The sequence below is a fragment of the Desulfurobacterium indicum genome (assembly GCF_001968985.1).
GTDB lineage: Bacteria > Aquificota > Aquificia > Desulfurobacteriales > Desulfurobacteriaceae > Desulfurobacterium_A > Desulfurobacterium_A indicum.
In genome coordinates, this window is the sequence record NZ_MOEN01000032.1 from 1 (window position 1) to 17246 (window position 17246).

A 17246-nucleotide genomic window follows, 5' to 3' on the forward strand; every position below is an offset into this window, starting at 1 on the left:
TATTTCCTCTAAGGTTACCTGCGATATTTTGCTTATGGTTGAGGGTGAGTATTTAAGTTCAAACACGCTTTCAAGAGCCTGGGCTACTGCTCTTGCACTCATACCAGAGGCAAACATCCCAAGTATTAAGTCTTCAAGATTGATATCTCTTCTTCTATAAGGTTCTATCAACTTTGTTCTGAATTTTCCCTCTCTATCTCTTGGAATTCTCAGATTTTCAAGCTTACCGATAACAGTATCTAAGTTTCTAACGTAAAAGCCGTTCTTTGTTCCTCCATGTTCTTTAAGAAACACTTCTCTTTCAGCCGTCATGATTGACTCTAAGGTTTGCTTTACCACTTCCTTAACTAGGTCTGGTAAAATCTTCTGTAGTTCCATTTTTGCCTCCTGGGGTTGGTATTTGTGGGGTGTTCCCCAGGAGGTTATCCCATTTCTCAAGCTTACACAAAATATCGTACACTACCGGAATAGGAGATGGAACATCAGAACTTCCAGAAATATTAAAGTCATCCGATTTACCTACAACTATTTCTGTCATATTGTTATAAGTGGTCAATTCGCCAGCAGCCGTCACGTTATCTCCCAAAGAAACGGTAGGATGTTCAATTTCTCCCAACCATAAAGCTATACCTCTGGTCGTATCCTGAATGGTTATAAGATTTCCAAAAACACCGGTTACGATACCAGAAACTTGAACATATTTATTTTCCAATTGAGAAAAATCCTCATAGGCTTCCTCAATATTATCGAGTTTAATAACTTCAGAATCTACATCTGCATGGCCCCATATATTTACATCATCAGCGCTTACAAGTTTAAGTTCTTTTGTTCCTCTAAAAGCTGTAACTTGCCCTCTCATAACTATTTCATCACCTACAGAGAAATCTGGATGATGGCAATCTCCAGCCCAAACAACAATTTCTCCGGTGGAGTCTTTAAGGGTTAACAAATTCCCATCATACGCAACATTCGTAATAGTTGCATTAACCTTCACAAAACGACCATAATAATTGTTGAAATTCGTATCATTGGTAATCTCAGAAATTGTCATAAAAGGATTTTTGGAAAACTTATAAACTATCGTCCTATTGTAATAATCCCCGTCAGAAGTTTTAACAGAAACTAAAACATTATGATTTTTATCATCTATTTCTGTCGGTTCCAGCGTTCCATTTACATGATACCAGGAGATACCTGGAGCACTAACCTCCTCAAAACTCAAAGAATGAGCCGTTCCGTTATCTACTTTGTAAATCACACTTGAAATTGTTTTATTAGCATAATAAACGTTCAAATCTAAAGATTTAGGCTCGGACATAACTACATCAACGGGAGAAAGCAAATTGATTTGCTTTGTTGTTTCTATACCTTTATAAAATCTTTCAACTTTTCCATCTTTGATGTAATAAACTGCATAACCCATAGGATTTCCATCAGGAGTCTTACCGGTTTGCCACCAGTCCCCGCACAAAGCTCCATCCTGATACTCAGGAATTCCGTCCCTATAAATCAATCTATTATCATGGGTATGACCGGCAATTATCAACATGTGAGATTTATAAGGTTTAACTGCCTCCATAAAAGCTGAATAACTATCATTATCCCAGGAACCAAGAGGCTGATGATAAGCTATAACCATAAAATCATCAGAGTGAGCTGCCAGATCCTGTTTCAACCAATCAAGTTCATCATCAGGAAGTTTAACGGTTCTATAACCTGTTTCGGGAATTTCTTCAGGATCAAGCATAATAAAATGATATTTTCCTTTAGTATAAGAGTAATAAGTCTTTGTCATACCTTTATCAATATATTCAAATATCAAACCGTTATCATAACGAGGATCTTTAGTTTCTGGAGAAGTAGCATTGTAATATTTTATACCAGCAGGATCATGATTACCCGGCGCAAATAAGAAAGGAATTGTTGCACTTTGAATTGGCGATAAAATAGTAGCATTAACTAATCTATACCACCTTTCATCAGTATCCAGATCATGACTGTCTGCAAGAGCAACAATATCACCTGTATCAACAAGAAGATCCGGTTCCAGAGAAATTACCTGAGAAATCGCCTCATTCATAGTTTTAACCGGCGGGATTGTTCCACCAAAAACATCGCCAACCTCAGTATCGTTTGTAAGATGTACATCTGCAAAATGGATAAAGAAAACATCTCCAAACCTGGAAGTTGCATTTGCGGTTGAATTAGAAGAACTCTCCGTTATACCGCCACAACTAGCAATAAAAGATGCTGCAGAAAGAGCAGTAAACATAAAAAACAACCCTCTCTTTTTCTTTAAAAACATAAAACCTCCTCCTTAGTAGATTTTTCACCATAAATGTTATTTGAAAATAAGTTAAGAGGTTGTTAAATTATGGAATAATATGGATATACTACTTTAAACATGCGGAGGAAAAGATGAAAATAGCCGTTCCTGTAACTGAAGATAAAAGAGAAACAGAAGTTACAGAGTTTGGAAGAGCACCGTTTTTTGCAATCATAGAAGAAAATAATGTTAGATTCGTTAAAAATCCGGGCAGTGAAGCTTCAAGCGGTGCCGGTGTAAAGGCATCCCAGTTCATAATTAATGAAGGTGTTGAAAAAGTTATTCTAAAAAAACCTGCCGGTCCCCACGCTTCATCAGCATTAGAACAGGCAGGCATAAAAGTTGAAATAAGAGAAGGATTAAAAACATTAAACGAAATTTTTTAAGTTTTCATAAATCTCTTTTATGGCCGTTGAAAACAGAGACTCGGGGAAAATCTCAACTGCAGGTTTTCCCTGGAGCATTGCATTTACAACATTTTTATCGTAAGGAACATATCCCACAATATCAGCTTTCACACCCTTAAAAAACCCTTCAACCACAGGCATAAAATCGGAATTAATATCAAATTTGTTAACCACACCTACCCGTCTAACACCGAAATGGTCAAGAACTTTTACTAACCTTCCCGCATCAGAGAGAGAAACCTCCGTAGGCTCAACGACTACTACAACAAGGTCACTTCCATTAACGCTGGCCACTACTGAACAGCCTATACCAGCAGCTGCATCAACAACCATTAAATCTTTGTTGAAAGATTGAGCAAGCTTTTTTGCCTTAAAAACAAGCTTCCCAGAGTTGGGGCGGCCTGGAAAAAGCTGTGCAGAAACAAACTCAAAATCATAATCAGTCTTTCCCCACCTAATAACACCGGGAATTGTCTCCTTAAAAGAGATTACAAAGTCGTGAGGACAGACAATAGAACAAACGTTACATCCTTCACACAATACCTCATTCACGCGATAAACCTTTCCATCTCTCTCTATACACTCATATGGACAGTGCCTCGCACATAAACCGCAACCGTTACATCTATCACCATCTATAACAGCCACTCTCTCTCCAGAAAGTGACTCTTCTCCCTCCCAATCTTTAACATTTAACAGTATATCAAGGTTTGGAGTATCGGCATCAGCATCAACAGCAATCAGATCATTCTCCTTACCGAACAGGTAGAGAAGAGAGGCTGTTATGGAAGATTTACCAACACCGCCTTTTCCACTTGAGACAGTTATCTGCATGCTTCCTCCAAAATTCTATCTTTCAAGTTTTTAAAAATCTCAGCCTCGGGAAGAGAAGTTGTAACAATAGGCTCATTTTCAAAATAGCCTTTAATAATATTTTTGCTGTAAGGTATCCTGCCTACTACTTTTACACCGTATTTATTGCACAAATTTTCAACAATAGATTCATTTCCCGTGCCGCTTCTGTTTATAACAACAACCGTTTTTCTTTCAAGCTGCTTCGTAACTTCAAGAATTTTCTGCAAATCTCTTACCCCAAAAGGAGTAGGCTCTGTAACTGTCACGACAAGATCAACATTTTCAAGAGCTTTAAAAATGCTATTACCGGCACCAGCAGCAGTATCAAAAATCAAATCGGAATACCTGCTCAACGCATACTTTCTGGTTTCAAGCAAAACCTTATAAGTCTTCTTTTCACCTTCAAGAAGTTCTCCGGTAATCAGCGGAAAACCGTAGGGTGTCAAATTCTCATATATCTTACCCACCAACCTTTTTCCTTCTCCTATTGCTTCTCTGGAAGGGCAAACAAGTTTACATCCCCTACATCCACCGCAAAGTTCGGGTATAAGAATAGGTTTACCGTCCCTTCCACTTATTATCGCGTTATCGTGACAGGCATCTACACACCTTCCGCAGGCGAAACAGGCTTCATGATTAAAAACAGGCTGAAAAAGATTCACATCTTTAACTTTAACAAGCTCTGTAGAAAGAAGAATGTGATCATCAGGTGCCTCAACATCAAGATCAACAAGGGCAAAACTCTCTAAAAGAACGGTGATATTCGTCGAGACGGTAGATTTACCGGTACCTCCCTTACCGCCGGAAAACGCTATTATCATTAACTAAGCCTCCACCAAACTTTATTAGTATTTTCAAACCAATCGGCAAAAAAATTATGCTGTAATACGAGAAATAATATCTTTAAGTGTCCCGGAAGCTCCAGTAACAGCCTCTATCCCAAACTGTTTAAAAAATAATTTCGCCTTTTCTCCCATCCTGCTAGCGATAATCATATTTACACCTTTCTCGGCAAGCATCCTCGGAATCTGACCTGCAGCATGTTCAACAGCAGGATTTGGAAAAATGGATAGGTTAATACTTTCTCCTTCAACATCTATAATTGCAAAATAGGGAGCATGACCAAAATGCTCACAGATAGTTGAATCCAAACCGTTATCCTCGTTAACAGGAACTGCTATACGCATTCTTAACCTCCTGAAAGTTTTATTTGTCTTTACGTATTAATTAATACTATAACTTTTGAACGTCAACAACAAGAAAAAAAACAGGTCCTCTGGTATATAGTGAAAAACAGATATTGACTTCATGTAAAAATTTTGTAAAAATAGCTTTCGGCACGCTAATATTTGGTAAAGGGAGAAAAGGTTATGTTTTTTTCCTGGCTTCACCTTGCTATCATACTTTTCATGGTCGGAGGCTTGGCATTTGGCGTAGGTCCACTTATGGCCTCAACCCTTCTTTCTCATAAGATAAAAGACGAACTTCTATATACACCTTACGAATGCGGTATGGTGCCTCACGGAAACGCATGGGGCAAATTCGGAATCAACTATTACTTTTACGCGCTTATATTTCTTGCTTTTGACGTTGATGTTCTTTACCTGTTCCCCGTTGCCGTTTTTTATCCAAAAGCTCCAGGAATCATACCATTCATAGATGTTCTCATATTTGTTGGAATACTTGGAGCCGCGGTTATATACTTCCTTAAAAAAGGAGTCTTTACATGGCCGAGAAAGATAAACATACAACAGAACCAATGATAAAACCGAAAGTTGTTCCTCCAGTTGTCCAGTTTGCTGTAGCGGAAAAGTTTATTGAAATGTGCCGCTCTCTATCTATATGGCCTATGGCCTTCGGCCTTGCGTGTTGTTCTCTTGAAATGATGGCAGCTGGAATGAGCAGATTTGACCTTGCAAGGTTTGGTTCTGAGGTATTCAGGCCATCTCCAAGACAGGCAGATCTTATGATAGTGCCGGGAACCATCTCAAAGAAAATGGCTCCTGCGATCGTAAGACTTTACGAACAGATGCCTCATCCTAAATGGGTCATAGCTTTCGGAAGTTGCGCTATATCAGGAGGGCCTTTCGTTTTCAAAGGTCAGTACGGCATAATAGAAGGTATAGATAAACTTATCCCCGTCGATGTTTATGTTCCGGGATGTCCTCCAAGGCCTGAAGCACTCTTTGAAGCAATTTTCAAACTTCAAGAACTTATAAGCGGTAAACGCTGGTGGCCAGAACCTCCAAAGGAGGTTAAATAATGGAAAATTTCCTTATCGGAATTGACATAAAGATTATTGAAGATGAAAGGCTAAAGGGAAGCAAAAAGCAGATTCTTATAGACCCGCAAAACATAAGAGAAGTTACAAAAAGATTCAGAGAGAACGGTTATTTTCTTGAAGACGTAATGTCCATGGAATTTAAAGAGTGTTTTCACCTTCTTTACAGATTCAATCACTTTGAAAATCCCGGGACAATTACAGTAAGAACATCTATAGAAAAAGAACCTGCAGAAATAGAATCTATTTCCGACATATATCCCGGTGCTCTGTGGCATGAAAGAGAAGTATACGAATTCTTCGGAATAAACTTTAAAGGACATCCGGATCTAAAGCCACTGCTTCTTCCCGCTGAAGACTTTGAAGGAAACCCTCTAAGAAAAGACGAAAAGAGCGCTAAGTCTATTAAAGACATTTTCCCGATGTTCTTTGAGGAATCAGAGCAAGAAGAATCTGAAGGTAAAGAGGAGCAATCCTGATGGAATTCTGGAAAGAGGACTTTTATTCAAGAAAGTTTGCTGAAAAGAAAAGGGACGATACGATAATCGTTAATATGGGACCTCAGCATCCGGCAACACACGGTGTGTTGAGAGTTTTAGTAGAACTTTATGGTGAGTATATCGTTCGCAGTGAATGTGTTCTCGGGTATCTCCACAGAATGCAGGAAAAGATGGGAGAAGTTAAAACTTTCCCTCAGTTTTATCCAAACACTGGAAGATTGGACTATGCCCACGCCCTTGCATGGAATTGGGCATATGTAGGAGCTGTTGAAAAGTTAGCCGGTATAGAAGTTCCCGAAAGGGCAGAATACATAAGAGTTATCACTACTGAGCTAAACAGAATATCTTCTCATCTGCTATGGTGGGGCGTTTATTTACTTGACCTTGGAGCCTTCACCCCCGTAATGTATGCTTTTGAAGATAGAGAAATTCTTCTTGATATTTTGCAAAAAATAACAGGTTCAAGATTAACATACACCTATTTCCGCTTTGGCGGTGTATTCCAGGATATAGATTCTAAATTCATAGAACAAACAAAAACGTTCTGTAAGAGGATGCGCTCAAGGCTAAACCTTTACAGAGATTTTGTAACGGAAAATATCATTTTCAGAAAAAGAGTTGAAGGCGTCGGCGTTTTCTCAAAAGATCTCATAACCAAATACGGCGCAACAGGACCGGTTGCAAGAGGTTCAGGCATCAAATACGATGTTAGAAAAGCTGAACCTTACGGAGTTTACGACAAATTTGACTTTGAAATCCCCGTGGAAGAATCAGGAGACTGTTTGGCAAGATACATGGTTAGAATGAAAGAGATAGAGCAGAGTCTAAATATTATAGAACAGGCTTTAGAAGGGCTCCCCGAAGGAGATTTCCGAAATAAAAAAGCACCAAAAATCCTCAAGCCACCACCGGGAGAAGCTTACTTTTCTGTTGAAAGTGCAAGAGGAAAGGTAGGTATCTATGTTGTAAGTGATGGAGGGCTTAATCCTTACAGGGTAAAACTTCGTTCTCCGACATATTCAAACTTAAGCCTTTTGAACGAAGCATCTGAAGGAATGTTACTTGCAGACTACGTTGCAACACTGGGAAGTTTAGACCTTGTTATTCCGGAGATAGACAAATGAGTGGAATAATAGGAACACCGCTATTTAAAATTATAGTAGGACTTGTTACAGTCCTGATGTTTATAGGACTAAACGCAATCCTGTTAGGTTACGGTGAAAGGAAGATATCAGGATTTATTCAAAGAAGATTAGGGCCTTATGCTGTAGGTCCTCACGGTATTTTTCAAATGATGGTTGATATGGTTAAACTAATGACAAAACAGCTTGTTACGCCTAAACAGGCGGACAAGTATCTTTACTGGGCTGCTCCTCTTATAGCCTTTATGGCTGTTCCAGTTCTCTTTATAGCAATTCCTTTCAGCCCAACATTTACAGTTTTAGACGTTAACCTGGGAATCGTTTTAATACTTGCATTCGCGGGACTTAACGTTCTCGCCCTCTGTATAGGTGGCTGGGGTTCAAACAATAAATGGTCTTTACTTGGAGCTGCACGTTCAGTTTCACAGTTTATAGCTTTCGAAGTCCCCATATTGCTTGTTGCTCTTGCCATTGCCATGATGACGGGAACATTAAATCTATCCGAAATAGTTAATCAGCAGGGAAACTTTCCCTGGCAGTGGAATATAGTTGTTCAACCGTTAGCATTTGTAATCTTCTTTGTAGCATCACTTGCAGAGATGAACAGAGTGCCTTTTGACCTTCCAGAAGGTGAAAGTGAATTAACCGCAGGTTACAATACAGAGTACGGCGGCATGGGATTCGGCCTTTTTGTTCTTGCAGAATACACTCACGTTGTAGTTGCATCTTCTGTAATGACCGCTCTCTTCTTGGGCGGATGGAAAGGTCCATTCCTTCCGGGTATATGGTGGTTTCTCTTAAAGATGTATCTACTCTGTTTCATTATTATCTGGATAAGATGGGCATATCCAAGAGTTAGATTTGACCAGCTTCTTAACCTGAGCTGGAAATATCTTATTCCAGCAGGCATAATAAACCTTCTTGCAACGGCATTTTTAGTAAAACTTTTCTAAAACTGGAGAGGAAAAAGTGGCTCTGGCACAAAATATAAAAGAATTTATAAAAGGTATTAAAAGCCTCTTCGTAGGTATGAAAATAACAGGTGAATATCTTGTTAAACCAAAGATAACCGTAAACTATCCATGGGAAACGGTAGGCAAAGAAGGGCTTGAAGGTTTTAGAATGGTAATCAAGCTCGTTCCTGTTCCCCCTAACGGCAATAAACATAAATGTGTTGCCTGTGGAATGTGTGCAAGGAGCTGTCCTTCTAACTGTATAAAGCTTGATGTAAAACAAACTGTTGAAGAAGTGGAACTACCAGATGGTAAAAAGAAAAAGAAGGTCAACAGAAAACTTCAAGGATTTTACGTCGACTTTTCTCTATGCAGTCTATGTGGATTATGTGTTGAATCATGTCCAACCAAAACACTCCAGTTTTCTAATTACCCTTATATTGTAGGAACGAGTAGAGACGATTTTGTTTACAACATTCTTGAAGATTTCAAGAAAAGATACGGAGAGGAAAAATGACAGATCAACTTGCTGGATACATAGCTTTTGGAATTTATATACTTATAATCCTGGCTGGCGGTGCGCTTGCGATATTCAGTAAGAACCTTATAAGGTCTTTAGTAGGACTTATTGTAACTCTATTTGGGGTGGCCGGAATGTATCTACTTATGGCAGCCCCCTTCATGGCATTAATGCAGATAATGATCTATGTTGGTGCTGTCAGCGTCTTGATGTTCTTTGCGATAATGCTTACCAGAACAGATTGTGAAGCCAATTTAAGCATCAAGAGGCTTCTTAAAAGTGTAATTTCGGCAGGTATAGCTACTGTAACAATGGTTTTAACAATCGCAAGAAGCAGGATAAACTATACACTTCCACAGGAAGTTAATATAAAAATTTTAGGAAAGGCTCTTTTGACAACATACATGCTTCCTTTCGAACTTATCTCTATAGTCCTTTTCGTAGCTATGGCAGGTGCTGTAGCTCTCGGATTTGAGAGAAGGAGGGGAAAAGAATGATTCTCTCACCACTTACACTCTTTCAATTTACAGGGGCACTACTGTTTTTCATAGGTGCCACATGTATGATATTTAAAAGAACATTTATAGGCATGCTAATCGGAGTTGAGATAATGCTAAATGGTGCCGGACTTTCTCTTGTCGCAGCTTCTCAATTGACTACTGCAGACAGCGCTACAGGACAGATAGGCGCACTACTCATAATGGGCCTTGCAGCTGCAGAAGCAACTCTTGTTCTTGCAATAGCTCTGGTGGTATACAGAAGATTTAAAACCGTTGAATCTGAAAAAGTAGCAACGTTGAGAGGTTAAAGAATGAAAGAATTTGTAGTCAGCGCTCAAATGGCGATTCCATTAATCCTTACCGGTATAGCACCTCTGCTTATAGTGCTTATGAGGAAGGATCCAAATAAAAGAGAAATGGTCTCCTTCATCATCGCCATTCTGACATTTTTATCAGTAATATCACTCGTGCCGCCGGTATTAAATCACAAGGTTCTCATATATAAGATATCCGAACTTATACCGGGAATATCCTTTAAACTTGCCGTCGACGGAATGAGCCTTCTGTTTGCCATTGTATCTTCTTTCTTATGGATATTCGCCACAAGTTACAACATAGGATACATGCGCTCTTTAAAAGAACACGCTCAAACCCGTTTCTTTGCATTCTTTGCACTGGCAATTTTTGGTGCTCTGGGCGTTGCTTTTAGTGGTAACATTTTCACAATGTATTTCTTCTATGAAGTCATAACCGTTGCTACTTTTCCTCTTGTTGGACATGAACAAACCGAAACAGCTCTGGAAGGTGCTAAAAAATACCTGATATACCTTATGGGAACATCAAAACTTTTTCTCCTTCCTGCAATGATATTAACATACGTTTATGCCGGAACACTCGATTTCAACCTGATGGACCTTACCCATGGAATATTCCCCACAACAACACCACATTGGATAATGATATTAACATACGCGCTTTATATAGCAGGTATCGCAAAGGCAGCTATCATGCCGCTTCATAACTGGCTTCCATCAGCTATGGTTGCTCCAACACCTGTATCTGCACTTCTCCACGCAGTTGCCGTAGTTAAAGCTGGTGTTTTCTCAATCGCAAGGATTGTTCTATGCGTAATGGGAATAAATGCAATGCACAGACTTCATCTTGATATACCTACAGCTTACCTTGCATCATTTACAATACTCGTTGCTTCGATAATCGCTCTAACAAAAGATGATTTAAAAGCAAGAATTGCATACTCAACTATCAGTCAGCTTTCATATATAGTTTTAGGTGTTGTTTTACTCGCTCCAGCGGCTATACAGGGAGGGCTTTTTCATATTGCTGCCCACGCATTTTCTAAGATTACTCTCTTCTTCGCCGCAGGTGCTATATACGTAGCTGCTCATCTTAAAAAGGTGAGCCAGCTTTCCGGCGTTGGTAAGAAAATGCCAATAACGTTCGGAATGTTTGGACTTGCAACAATAAGCATGATCGGTTTACCACCGGCTGTCGGTTTTGTAAGTAAATGGTATTTAATAGAAGGAGCACTTAACATACATCAGGTAATTTTTATGGTCGTGCTTCTTATAAGTGCTCTTTTCAACGCAGCTTATTTTGTCCCTATTGTTTATAAAGGATTTTTCGAGAAACCAAAACCGGGAATTGACATAGAACACATATCAGAAGCACCGCTAACAATGGTAATACCTTTAACAGTTACAGCTATAATGTCTCTGCTGCTGGGTATTTACCCTTACTTCTTCCTCAATCTTATTCAGACACTCTGGAGGTAAGGAATGGATATTGTAAAGATTTTAGAAACGTTAAGGGATAACAGCCATAAGCTAAAGCTGTTATGGTGGACATTTCTGGCTTTTACAGTAATTTTAAACATATTCATAAAGCCTCACCATCCCCATTTTGAATGGGAGAAAATCCCGGGAGCATGGGGAATATTTGGCTTTGTATGTTCAGTTTTTCTCATTCTTTTCATGAAGAAAGTTGTTTATCCATTAATAAGCCGTCCAGAGGGGTACTATGAGTGCTAATTTTATCCATCCCGCAATATTTTTCTTTATACTGGCAGTGATTGTGCCTATCCTCGGAAAGGATAGACATCACATATGGAAATGGTTTTTACCGATACCCGGTCTTCTTGCTCTTATCATTAGTATGTCTTTAAAACCAGGAATTTATCCTTTAGGACATTATCTTGGATATACGCTGAATGCCAGAGTTTCTACACTGTCACTTATATTTGCAAACATCTTTGCAATCGAAGCCATAATTGCAATGATATTCTCAATGCACGTTAAAAATCCATGGCACCATGTTGCCGCTGCCACATACGTAGGCGGTGCAATGGCATGTATTTTCTCCGCAGATTATCTCACGCTATATATATTCTGGGAACTGATAGCTGTAGCTTCCGCCTTCTTGATATGGCTTAACGAAGATCTCGATTGTGCACCGGTAGTCGCCTTTAGATATTTGCTTTTTCACATTGTTTCAGGACTGTTCCTGCTGGCCGGCATAATGCTCAGATATAAATATGTGGGGAATTTTGACTTTTCCACTATAGACATTCATCATCTGGCATCCTTTGACTGGTTAATCCTTATAAGTTTTGCCATAAATGCTGCAATTGTACCTTTACACGCGTGGATTCACGATGCATATCCTCGTTCAACAGTAACAGGTATTACCTTTATGAACGCATATACTACAAAGACAGCAGTTTTTGCACTGGCAACAGTATTCCCCGGAATGTATCTGTTAGCCGTTGCAGGAACAATAATGACCATTTTCGGCGCTGCTATGGCACTGATTGAAAACAATGCAAGAAAAATCCTTACATATCACATTATTTCCCAAGTCGGCTATATGGTAGCCGGTATTGGAATAGGAAACTCTTTGGGATTTAACGGCGGTATCGCTCACGCTTATGCTGATATTCTTTTTAAAGGACTTCTATTTATGGGTGTAGGCGTAATCATAGAAGCTACAGGAAGGAGAAAACTTACAGAAATGGGAGGACTTGCCTACAAGCTTCCATGGACAATGATCTTCTACATGGTAGGAGCCCTATCTATTTCAGGTGCACCGCTGTTCGCTGCGTTTGTTACAAAAACAATGGTTATAGCCGGTGCTGCCGAAGAGCACATGAAAATACTCGCCCTCGGACTTGAAATTGCTGCCGTAGGTACTTTTCTCTCTGTTGGACTTAAACTTCCATATTTTGCATTCTTTCATAAAAAAGAATTTGACGGAGAAGTAAAACCTGTTCCTAAAAATATGTATGTCGGCATGGCAATGGCAGCATTTATGTGTATCCTTGTGGGTTCATATCCTCATTACCTCTACCACATGCTTCCGATTCAGCCTGTTGAATACCATCCATACACAGCTGCGCACGTATTATCTACCGTTCAACTATTAGGCTTTACGGGACTTGGTTTTTACCTTTTGAGAAAAATTGTTAAACCTCATGACAAAATTATTCTTGATCTCCAATATCTCTATTATGACTTTGTCAAATGGCTGATGATGATCTTTGCCGAATTTGTTGCTGCAATAGATAGCTTCTGGTCAACTCTTTACAAGAGAGTTGGAGTTACATTGCTGATTATAGTATCTCAATTTACGTCTATATTTGACAGAGGTGTAATTGACGGTGTTGTTGACGGAAGTGCGAAAGCGGTTGAAAAGAGTGGTGGCGTATTAGGCAATCTTCAAAGTGGCAATCTTAATGAATATATCGAATACGCTTTAAGTTTCGGTTTTGCAATAATCCTGATTCTTTACTTTATACTACATTAAAATGGAGTGGCACCAATGGTTTTAACTGGATTGATACTGTTTCCGATAGTTGCAGCGATAGTTATTCCTTTCCTTAAAGGGGGAAAGACAGTAAGGTTTTATACGCTGATAGTTGGACTGATTGAAATAGGACTATCAATACCTCTTATAACAGAATTTAAACCAGGTGCAGGATTTCAGTTTGTAGAAAAGGTAAAGTGGATTCCTTCTCTTGGACTCAACTACTACGTAGGCGTTGATGGTATAAGCATTTTAATGATTTTGTTAACCGTATTCCTGCTCCCATTAACTGTTCTCTGTTCATGGACTTACATTAAAAAGCGCGTAAAAGAATTCCATGTTGCGCTTTTGCTAACCACAGCTGCATGTATCGGACTATTTTCTGTTCTCAATCTTGTTCTCTTCTATATATTCTGGGAAGCAATGCTAATTCCTATGTTCCTCATCATAGCAGTTTGGGGAGGACCAAGAAAGAAATATGCTTCCGTGAAATTTTTCCTCTACACTCTGGCAGGAAGTGTTCTACTACTTGTTGCAATTATTGCGTTCTATAAGAGTGCAGGAACATTTTCTATTCCTGAACTTATGAAACATAAATTTGGTTTAACCTTTCAAATATTCACGTTCCTTGCCATGGCTCTTGCCTTCGCTATAAAGGTTCCTATGTTCCCGTTCCACACATGGCTACCTGCTGCCCACGTTGAAGCACCGACAGCAGGTAGTGTTATTCTTGCATCTGTTCTGTTAAAAATGGGAACTTATGGTTTTCTAAGACTTTGCCTGCCACTGGCACCGGAAGCAAGTGTTACACTCGCACCTCTTATGATAGTGCTTTCAGTAATATCCATTATCTACGGCGGATTTGTAGCACTGGGACAAACAGACATTAAAAAACTTATTGCCTACTCGTCTGTTGCCCACATGGGATTTGTAACGTTAGGTATATTTATGTTCAATTTCAGAGGCATTGAAGGCGCACTTATGCAAATGCTTAACCACGGTATCACAACAGGTGCCCTCTTTATGCTGGTTGGCGCTCTGTATGAGAGAAGTCATAGCCGGGAAATAGAAGATAACCTGGGACTCTCAAAATACATGCCCATATACATAGGTTTCTTCCTCCTGTTTGCACTATCCTCATTTGCCTTTCCTGGAACAAACAGTTTCGTTGGTGAAATGCTGGTTCTAATAGGAACCTTTGCAAAAGATGTTCCGCTGGGACTTGCAGTTATCCCGGGAGCACTTCTTGCAGCCGCTTACATGCTTAGACTCACTCTAAAACTTGCATGGGGAGAACCTTCAAAGGCAAAAGATTGGAAGGATTTAACGTTAAGAGAAATAGTAATGCTTTTACCACTCGCGTTTTTTGTAATTTATATAGGTGTTGCTCCGGGAATTTTCCTTAAAACAATAGATCCGTCTATTAAAACGCTTATAACTCATGTTGAGAAAAATTCCAACGGAAAACTTATTAACAGACATATTATTCCTTCTTACGGAGAGAGGCAATGAACGGAATAGTAATGCTTTTACCTGAACTATTTCAACTTTTAATAGTTATTATTCTTTTTCTTGTAGCTCTGGGAAAAGAAAAGAGAGAATTCTCCTGGTTGCCTTTTCTGACGGGTGCAGGTGTTGTCGTTGCTGCAGTTTCGTTGTTCAACTCAGGGATAATGTTCTACGGAACTTACAAAATAGACATGTTATCTCAATTTTTTAAACTGTTAATAGCAATTGGCTTTTTTATCGTCTCTCTCCTTCACTTAAAAGGTATAGATGAAAATCGTCATGCAGATTATCTGCTGCTTATTTCAATAAGTGTTCTGGGACTTATGTTGCTTTCTTCTTCAGTTGAACTCATAACAATATACATATCCCTTGAAATTGCTTCATATGCACTTTACGCAATAGTTCCATTAAGGGCAGAGAGCAAAGAAGCCGCCGAGGCAGGCATAAAATACATCCTCTTCAGCGCCGTGATGACAGCTGTTTCTCTTTACGGTTTATCTTTCATATATGCAGATGCTCATACGACAATGCTTTCTCAATTCAAAAACATCGGTTGGACATTATCAGCCCATCCAATGGCAACATTTGGAATAACATTGTTCTTAATCGGATTTTTATTCAAGTTAGCACTATTTCCATTCCATTTCTGGGCACCTGATGTTTATCAGGGAATGGCAAACGAAACAGCAGCTTATGCAACGACACTACCAAAACTGGGAACAATCGTTGTATTAATAAGGCTCTTAGGTGCTGTTTATCCTTCTGCAGCTATAGCATCTGTTCTAGCAGTTTTTGCTGCACTATCAATGACTTTCGGAAACATTACGGCTCTCGTTCAGGACGACGTGAAAAGAGTTCTCGGATACTCATCCGTTGCTCATGCAGGTTATATGACCGTTGCCCTTTTAATTCAAACGAAAGAAGCTCTCGCAAATGTTGCTTTCTATGCCGCTGCTTATATGTTTATGAACCTTCTAGCTTTCTGGGTAATATGTAAACTATCTGACGGAAAGAACCTATCATTTAAAGATTTTTCCGGACTCTACAAAAAAGCTCCTATCCTTGCATTTGCAATAACAATAGCCGCAATGGGACTAATAGGACTTCCTCCAACAGGCGGGTTTATAGGTAAATTTTTCCTACTTACAGGAGCATGGGGGAAAGGATTTGACTGGTTAATCATCGTAGCTGCTTTAAACACAGCGATAGCAGCCTATTATTACCTTAAATTCATCCGTTTCTCCTACACAGAAGAAAGTACAACGGAAGAAAAAGTTAAAACTTCTTTAATCGATTCTACTGTAGCTATAATCCTTGCGGTAATCGTTCTTGCAATAGGTATTATTCCATCACCAATTTACCAAATAGCTTTAAAGGCAACAGGCATATTAAGGTGAGGCTTATTTCCCTCACCTTTTACTTTTCCCAATCATAAGTTTTTATAATAGAAAGAGCCTTATAATCCGTCAAATCAAGCTGGATAGGCGTTATAGAAACAAATCCATTTTTAACCGCCCAGTAATCCGTTCCGGGTTCTGCTTTCCAGTTCGGTTCTTCTCCTCCTATCCAGTAATAGCTTCTACCCCAGGGATCCTTTCTCTCCTCCACCTTTTCGCTGTAAGCTTTCTTTCCTTGTTTTGTTGCCTTTATCCCTTTTATCTCTTCCAGCGGAAGATTTGGTATGTTTACGTTCAAGCAACACCCCTCAGGAAGTCCTTTCTCTGCAACTTTGAGTGTAATCCTTCTTGCATACTCTGCTGCAGCATTCCAGTGAAAATCAGTAAAAGTAGCAAGAGAAAAAGCAATAGAAGGAATTCCCAGTAAAGCACCTTCCATCGCAATGGAAACCGTACCTGAATAGGTTATATCCTCACCAAGGTTAGGACCTCTGTTAATACCACCTATAATCATATCAGGACGCTCCCCGTTCATAACAGCATGAACACCTATATAAACACAACTTGTCGGAGTACCATCAACTGCATACCAGTTATCCGCAACCTTCTCGCATCTAATTGGACGATGCAGTGTCAAAGCTCTTCCGACAGCACTTCTTTCTCTATCCGGAGCAACCACAACAACTTCAGCAAATGTGGATAGTGCATCATACAAAGCTTTCAACCCATCTGACCTTATTCCGTCATCGTTAGATAGCAATATTTTCGGTAGTGTACGATATTTTGTGTAAGCTTGAGAAATGGGATAACCTCCTGGGGAACACCCCACAAATACCAACCCCAGGAGGCAAAAATGGAACTACAGAAGATTTTACCAGACCTAGTTAAGGAAGTGGTAAAGCAAACCTTAGAGTCAATCATGACGGCTGAAAGAGAAGTGTTTCTTAAAGAACATGGAGGAACAAAGAACGGCTTTTACGTTAGAAACTTAGATACTGTTATCGGTAAGCTTGAAAATCTGAGAATTCCAAGAGATA

The 17246-nt window shown here is 39.4% G+C and carries 20 protein-coding genes and 1 pseudogene; 15 read left to right on the forward strand and 6 right to left on the reverse strand.

All coding sequences use genetic code 11. The features are described 5' to 3' along the window. The coding region (locus tag BLW93_RS07425; RefSeq protein ID WP_173790638.1) for a transposase at positions 1 to 378 on the reverse strand (378 nt) is incomplete at its 3' end. After that, the gene (locus tag BLW93_RS07430; protein WP_076713451.1) at positions 344 to 2305 is read right to left on the reverse strand and encodes a metallophosphoesterase; all 1962 of its coding nucleotides are present in this window, start codon (positions 2303 to 2305) and stop codon (positions 344 to 346) included. The genes BLW93_RS07425 and BLW93_RS07430, both read right to left, overlap by 35 nt. Positions 2306 to 2418: 113 nt before the next feature. Between BLW93_RS07430 and BLW93_RS07435 the strand changes: the two genes are divergently transcribed. Further along, positions 2419 to 2712 carry a NifB/NifX family molybdenum-iron cluster-binding protein gene (locus tag BLW93_RS07435; RefSeq protein ID WP_076713452.1) on the forward strand — a complete coding sequence of 98 codons (294 nt, stop codon included), beginning with the start codon at positions 2419 to 2421 and terminating at the stop codon, positions 2710 to 2712. Here the strand turns inward: BLW93_RS07435 and BLW93_RS07440 are convergent. The 3 genes from BLW93_RS07440 to BLW93_RS07450 are packed head-to-tail and all read right to left on the reverse strand — an operon-like array spanning position 2695 to position 4775. Beyond that, complete coding sequence (locus tag BLW93_RS07440; RefSeq protein WP_076713453.1) at positions 2695 to 3567, reverse strand: P-loop NTPase; 873 nt, start codon at positions 3565 to 3567, stop codon at positions 2695 to 2697. The two genes, BLW93_RS07435 and BLW93_RS07440, sit on opposite strands and share 18 nt — an antisense overlap. After that, the gene (locus tag BLW93_RS07445) at positions 3558 to 4409 is read right to left on the reverse strand and encodes a nucleotide-binding protein (RefSeq protein WP_076713454.1); all 852 of its coding nucleotides are present in this window, start codon (positions 4407 to 4409) and stop codon (positions 3558 to 3560) included. Before BLW93_RS07445 ends, BLW93_RS07440 begins: the two co-directional genes overlap by 10 nt. Positions 4410 to 4463: 54 nt before the next feature. Further along, on the reverse strand, positions 4464 to 4775 hold the full coding sequence (locus tag BLW93_RS07450; protein ID WP_076713455.1) for a NifB/NifX family molybdenum-iron cluster-binding protein: 312 nt from the start codon (positions 4773 to 4775) through the stop codon (positions 4464 to 4466). 183 nt (positions 4776 to 4958) lie between these two features. Here BLW93_RS07450 and BLW93_RS07455 point away from each other — a divergent pair, with 183 nt between their 5' ends. Genes BLW93_RS07455 through BLW93_RS07515 form a run of 13 tightly spaced genes read left to right on the forward strand, consistent with a single transcriptional unit; the run spans position 4959 to position 16209 of the window. Then, the gene (locus BLW93_RS07455; RefSeq protein WP_076713467.1) at positions 4959 to 5351 is read left to right on the forward strand and encodes an NADH-quinone oxidoreductase subunit A; all 393 of its coding nucleotides are present in this window, start codon (positions 4959 to 4961) and stop codon (positions 5349 to 5351) included. Further along, a complete protein-coding gene (locus BLW93_RS07460; protein WP_076713456.1) occupies positions 5315 to 5851 on the forward strand; it encodes an NADH-quinone oxidoreductase subunit B in 537 nt (178 codons plus the stop codon). The genes BLW93_RS07455 and BLW93_RS07460 overlap by 37 nt, the downstream gene beginning before the upstream one ends. After that, positions 5851 to 6348 (forward strand): NADH-quinone oxidoreductase subunit C, encoded by a 498-nt coding sequence (locus tag BLW93_RS07465; protein WP_076713457.1) that lies wholly within the window; start codon positions 5851 to 5853, stop codon positions 6346 to 6348. The genes BLW93_RS07460 and BLW93_RS07465 overlap by 1 nt, the downstream gene beginning before the upstream one ends. Next, the gene (locus BLW93_RS07470) at positions 6348 to 7493 is read left to right on the forward strand and encodes an NADH-quinone oxidoreductase subunit D (RefSeq protein ID WP_076713458.1); all 1146 of its coding nucleotides are present in this window, start codon (positions 6348 to 6350) and stop codon (positions 7491 to 7493) included. Before BLW93_RS07465 ends, BLW93_RS07470 begins: the two co-directional genes overlap by 1 nt. Beyond that, on the forward strand, positions 7490 to 8464 hold the full coding sequence (gene nuoH / locus BLW93_RS07475; RefSeq protein WP_076713459.1) for an NADH-quinone oxidoreductase subunit NuoH: 975 nt from the start codon (positions 7490 to 7492) through the stop codon (positions 8462 to 8464). Before BLW93_RS07470 ends, nuoH begins: the two co-directional genes overlap by 4 nt. Positions 8465 to 8480: 16 nt before the next feature. Beyond that, complete coding sequence (locus BLW93_RS07480; RefSeq protein WP_078058226.1) at positions 8481 to 8981, forward strand: 4Fe-4S binding protein; 501 nt, start codon at positions 8481 to 8483, stop codon at positions 8979 to 8981. Beyond that, positions 8978 to 9481, forward strand: coding sequence for an NADH-quinone oxidoreductase subunit J family protein (locus tag BLW93_RS07485; RefSeq protein ID WP_076713460.1), 504 nt, complete (start codon positions 8978 to 8980; stop codon positions 9479 to 9481). Before BLW93_RS07480 ends, BLW93_RS07485 begins: the two co-directional genes overlap by 4 nt. Further along, on the forward strand, positions 9478 to 9792 hold the full coding sequence (gene nuoK, locus BLW93_RS07490; RefSeq protein ID WP_076713461.1) for an NADH-quinone oxidoreductase subunit NuoK: 315 nt from the start codon (positions 9478 to 9480) through the stop codon (positions 9790 to 9792). The genes BLW93_RS07485 and nuoK overlap by 4 nt, the downstream gene beginning before the upstream one ends. A gap of 3 nt (positions 9793 to 9795) precedes the next feature. Further along, complete coding sequence (locus BLW93_RS07495) at positions 9796 to 11277, forward strand: monovalent cation/H+ antiporter subunit D family protein (protein ID WP_076713462.1); 1482 nt, start codon at positions 9796 to 9798, stop codon at positions 11275 to 11277. Between the two features lie 3 nt (positions 11278 to 11280). Next, entirely contained in the window at positions 11281 to 11532 is a 252-nt protein-coding gene (locus BLW93_RS07500; protein WP_076713463.1) for a hypothetical protein, read from the forward strand. Continuing rightward, positions 11522 to 13303, forward strand: a complete 1782-nt coding sequence (locus tag BLW93_RS07505) for a Na(+)/H(+) antiporter subunit D (RefSeq protein WP_076713464.1) — start codon at positions 11522 to 11524, stop codon at positions 13301 to 13303. The genes BLW93_RS07500 and BLW93_RS07505 overlap by 11 nt, the downstream gene beginning before the upstream one ends. Before the next feature lie 15 nt (positions 13304 to 13318). Further along, positions 13319 to 14815: a complex I subunit 4 family protein gene (locus BLW93_RS07510; RefSeq protein WP_076713465.1), complete on the forward strand. Its 1497-nt coding sequence runs from the start codon at positions 13319 to 13321 to the stop codon at positions 14813 to 14815. Further along, entirely contained in the window at positions 14812 to 16209 is a 1398-nt protein-coding gene (locus BLW93_RS07515) for an NADH-quinone oxidoreductase subunit N (protein ID WP_076713466.1), read from the forward strand. Before BLW93_RS07510 ends, BLW93_RS07515 begins: the two co-directional genes overlap by 4 nt. Positions 16210 to 16228: 19 nt before the next feature. On the opposite strand, the gene surE is transcribed toward BLW93_RS07515, so the two are convergent. Beyond that, positions 16229 to 17011 (reverse strand): 5'/3'-nucleotidase SurE, encoded by a 783-nt coding sequence (gene surE / locus BLW93_RS07520; protein WP_078058227.1) that lies wholly within the window; start codon positions 17009 to 17011, stop codon positions 16229 to 16231. Here surE and BLW93_RS07525 point away from each other — a divergent pair. After that, a pseudogene (locus BLW93_RS07525) lies at positions 17003 to 17246 on the forward strand (hypothetical protein); the annotation flags it as partial. The gene surE and the pseudogene BLW93_RS07525 sit on opposite strands and share 9 nt — an antisense overlap.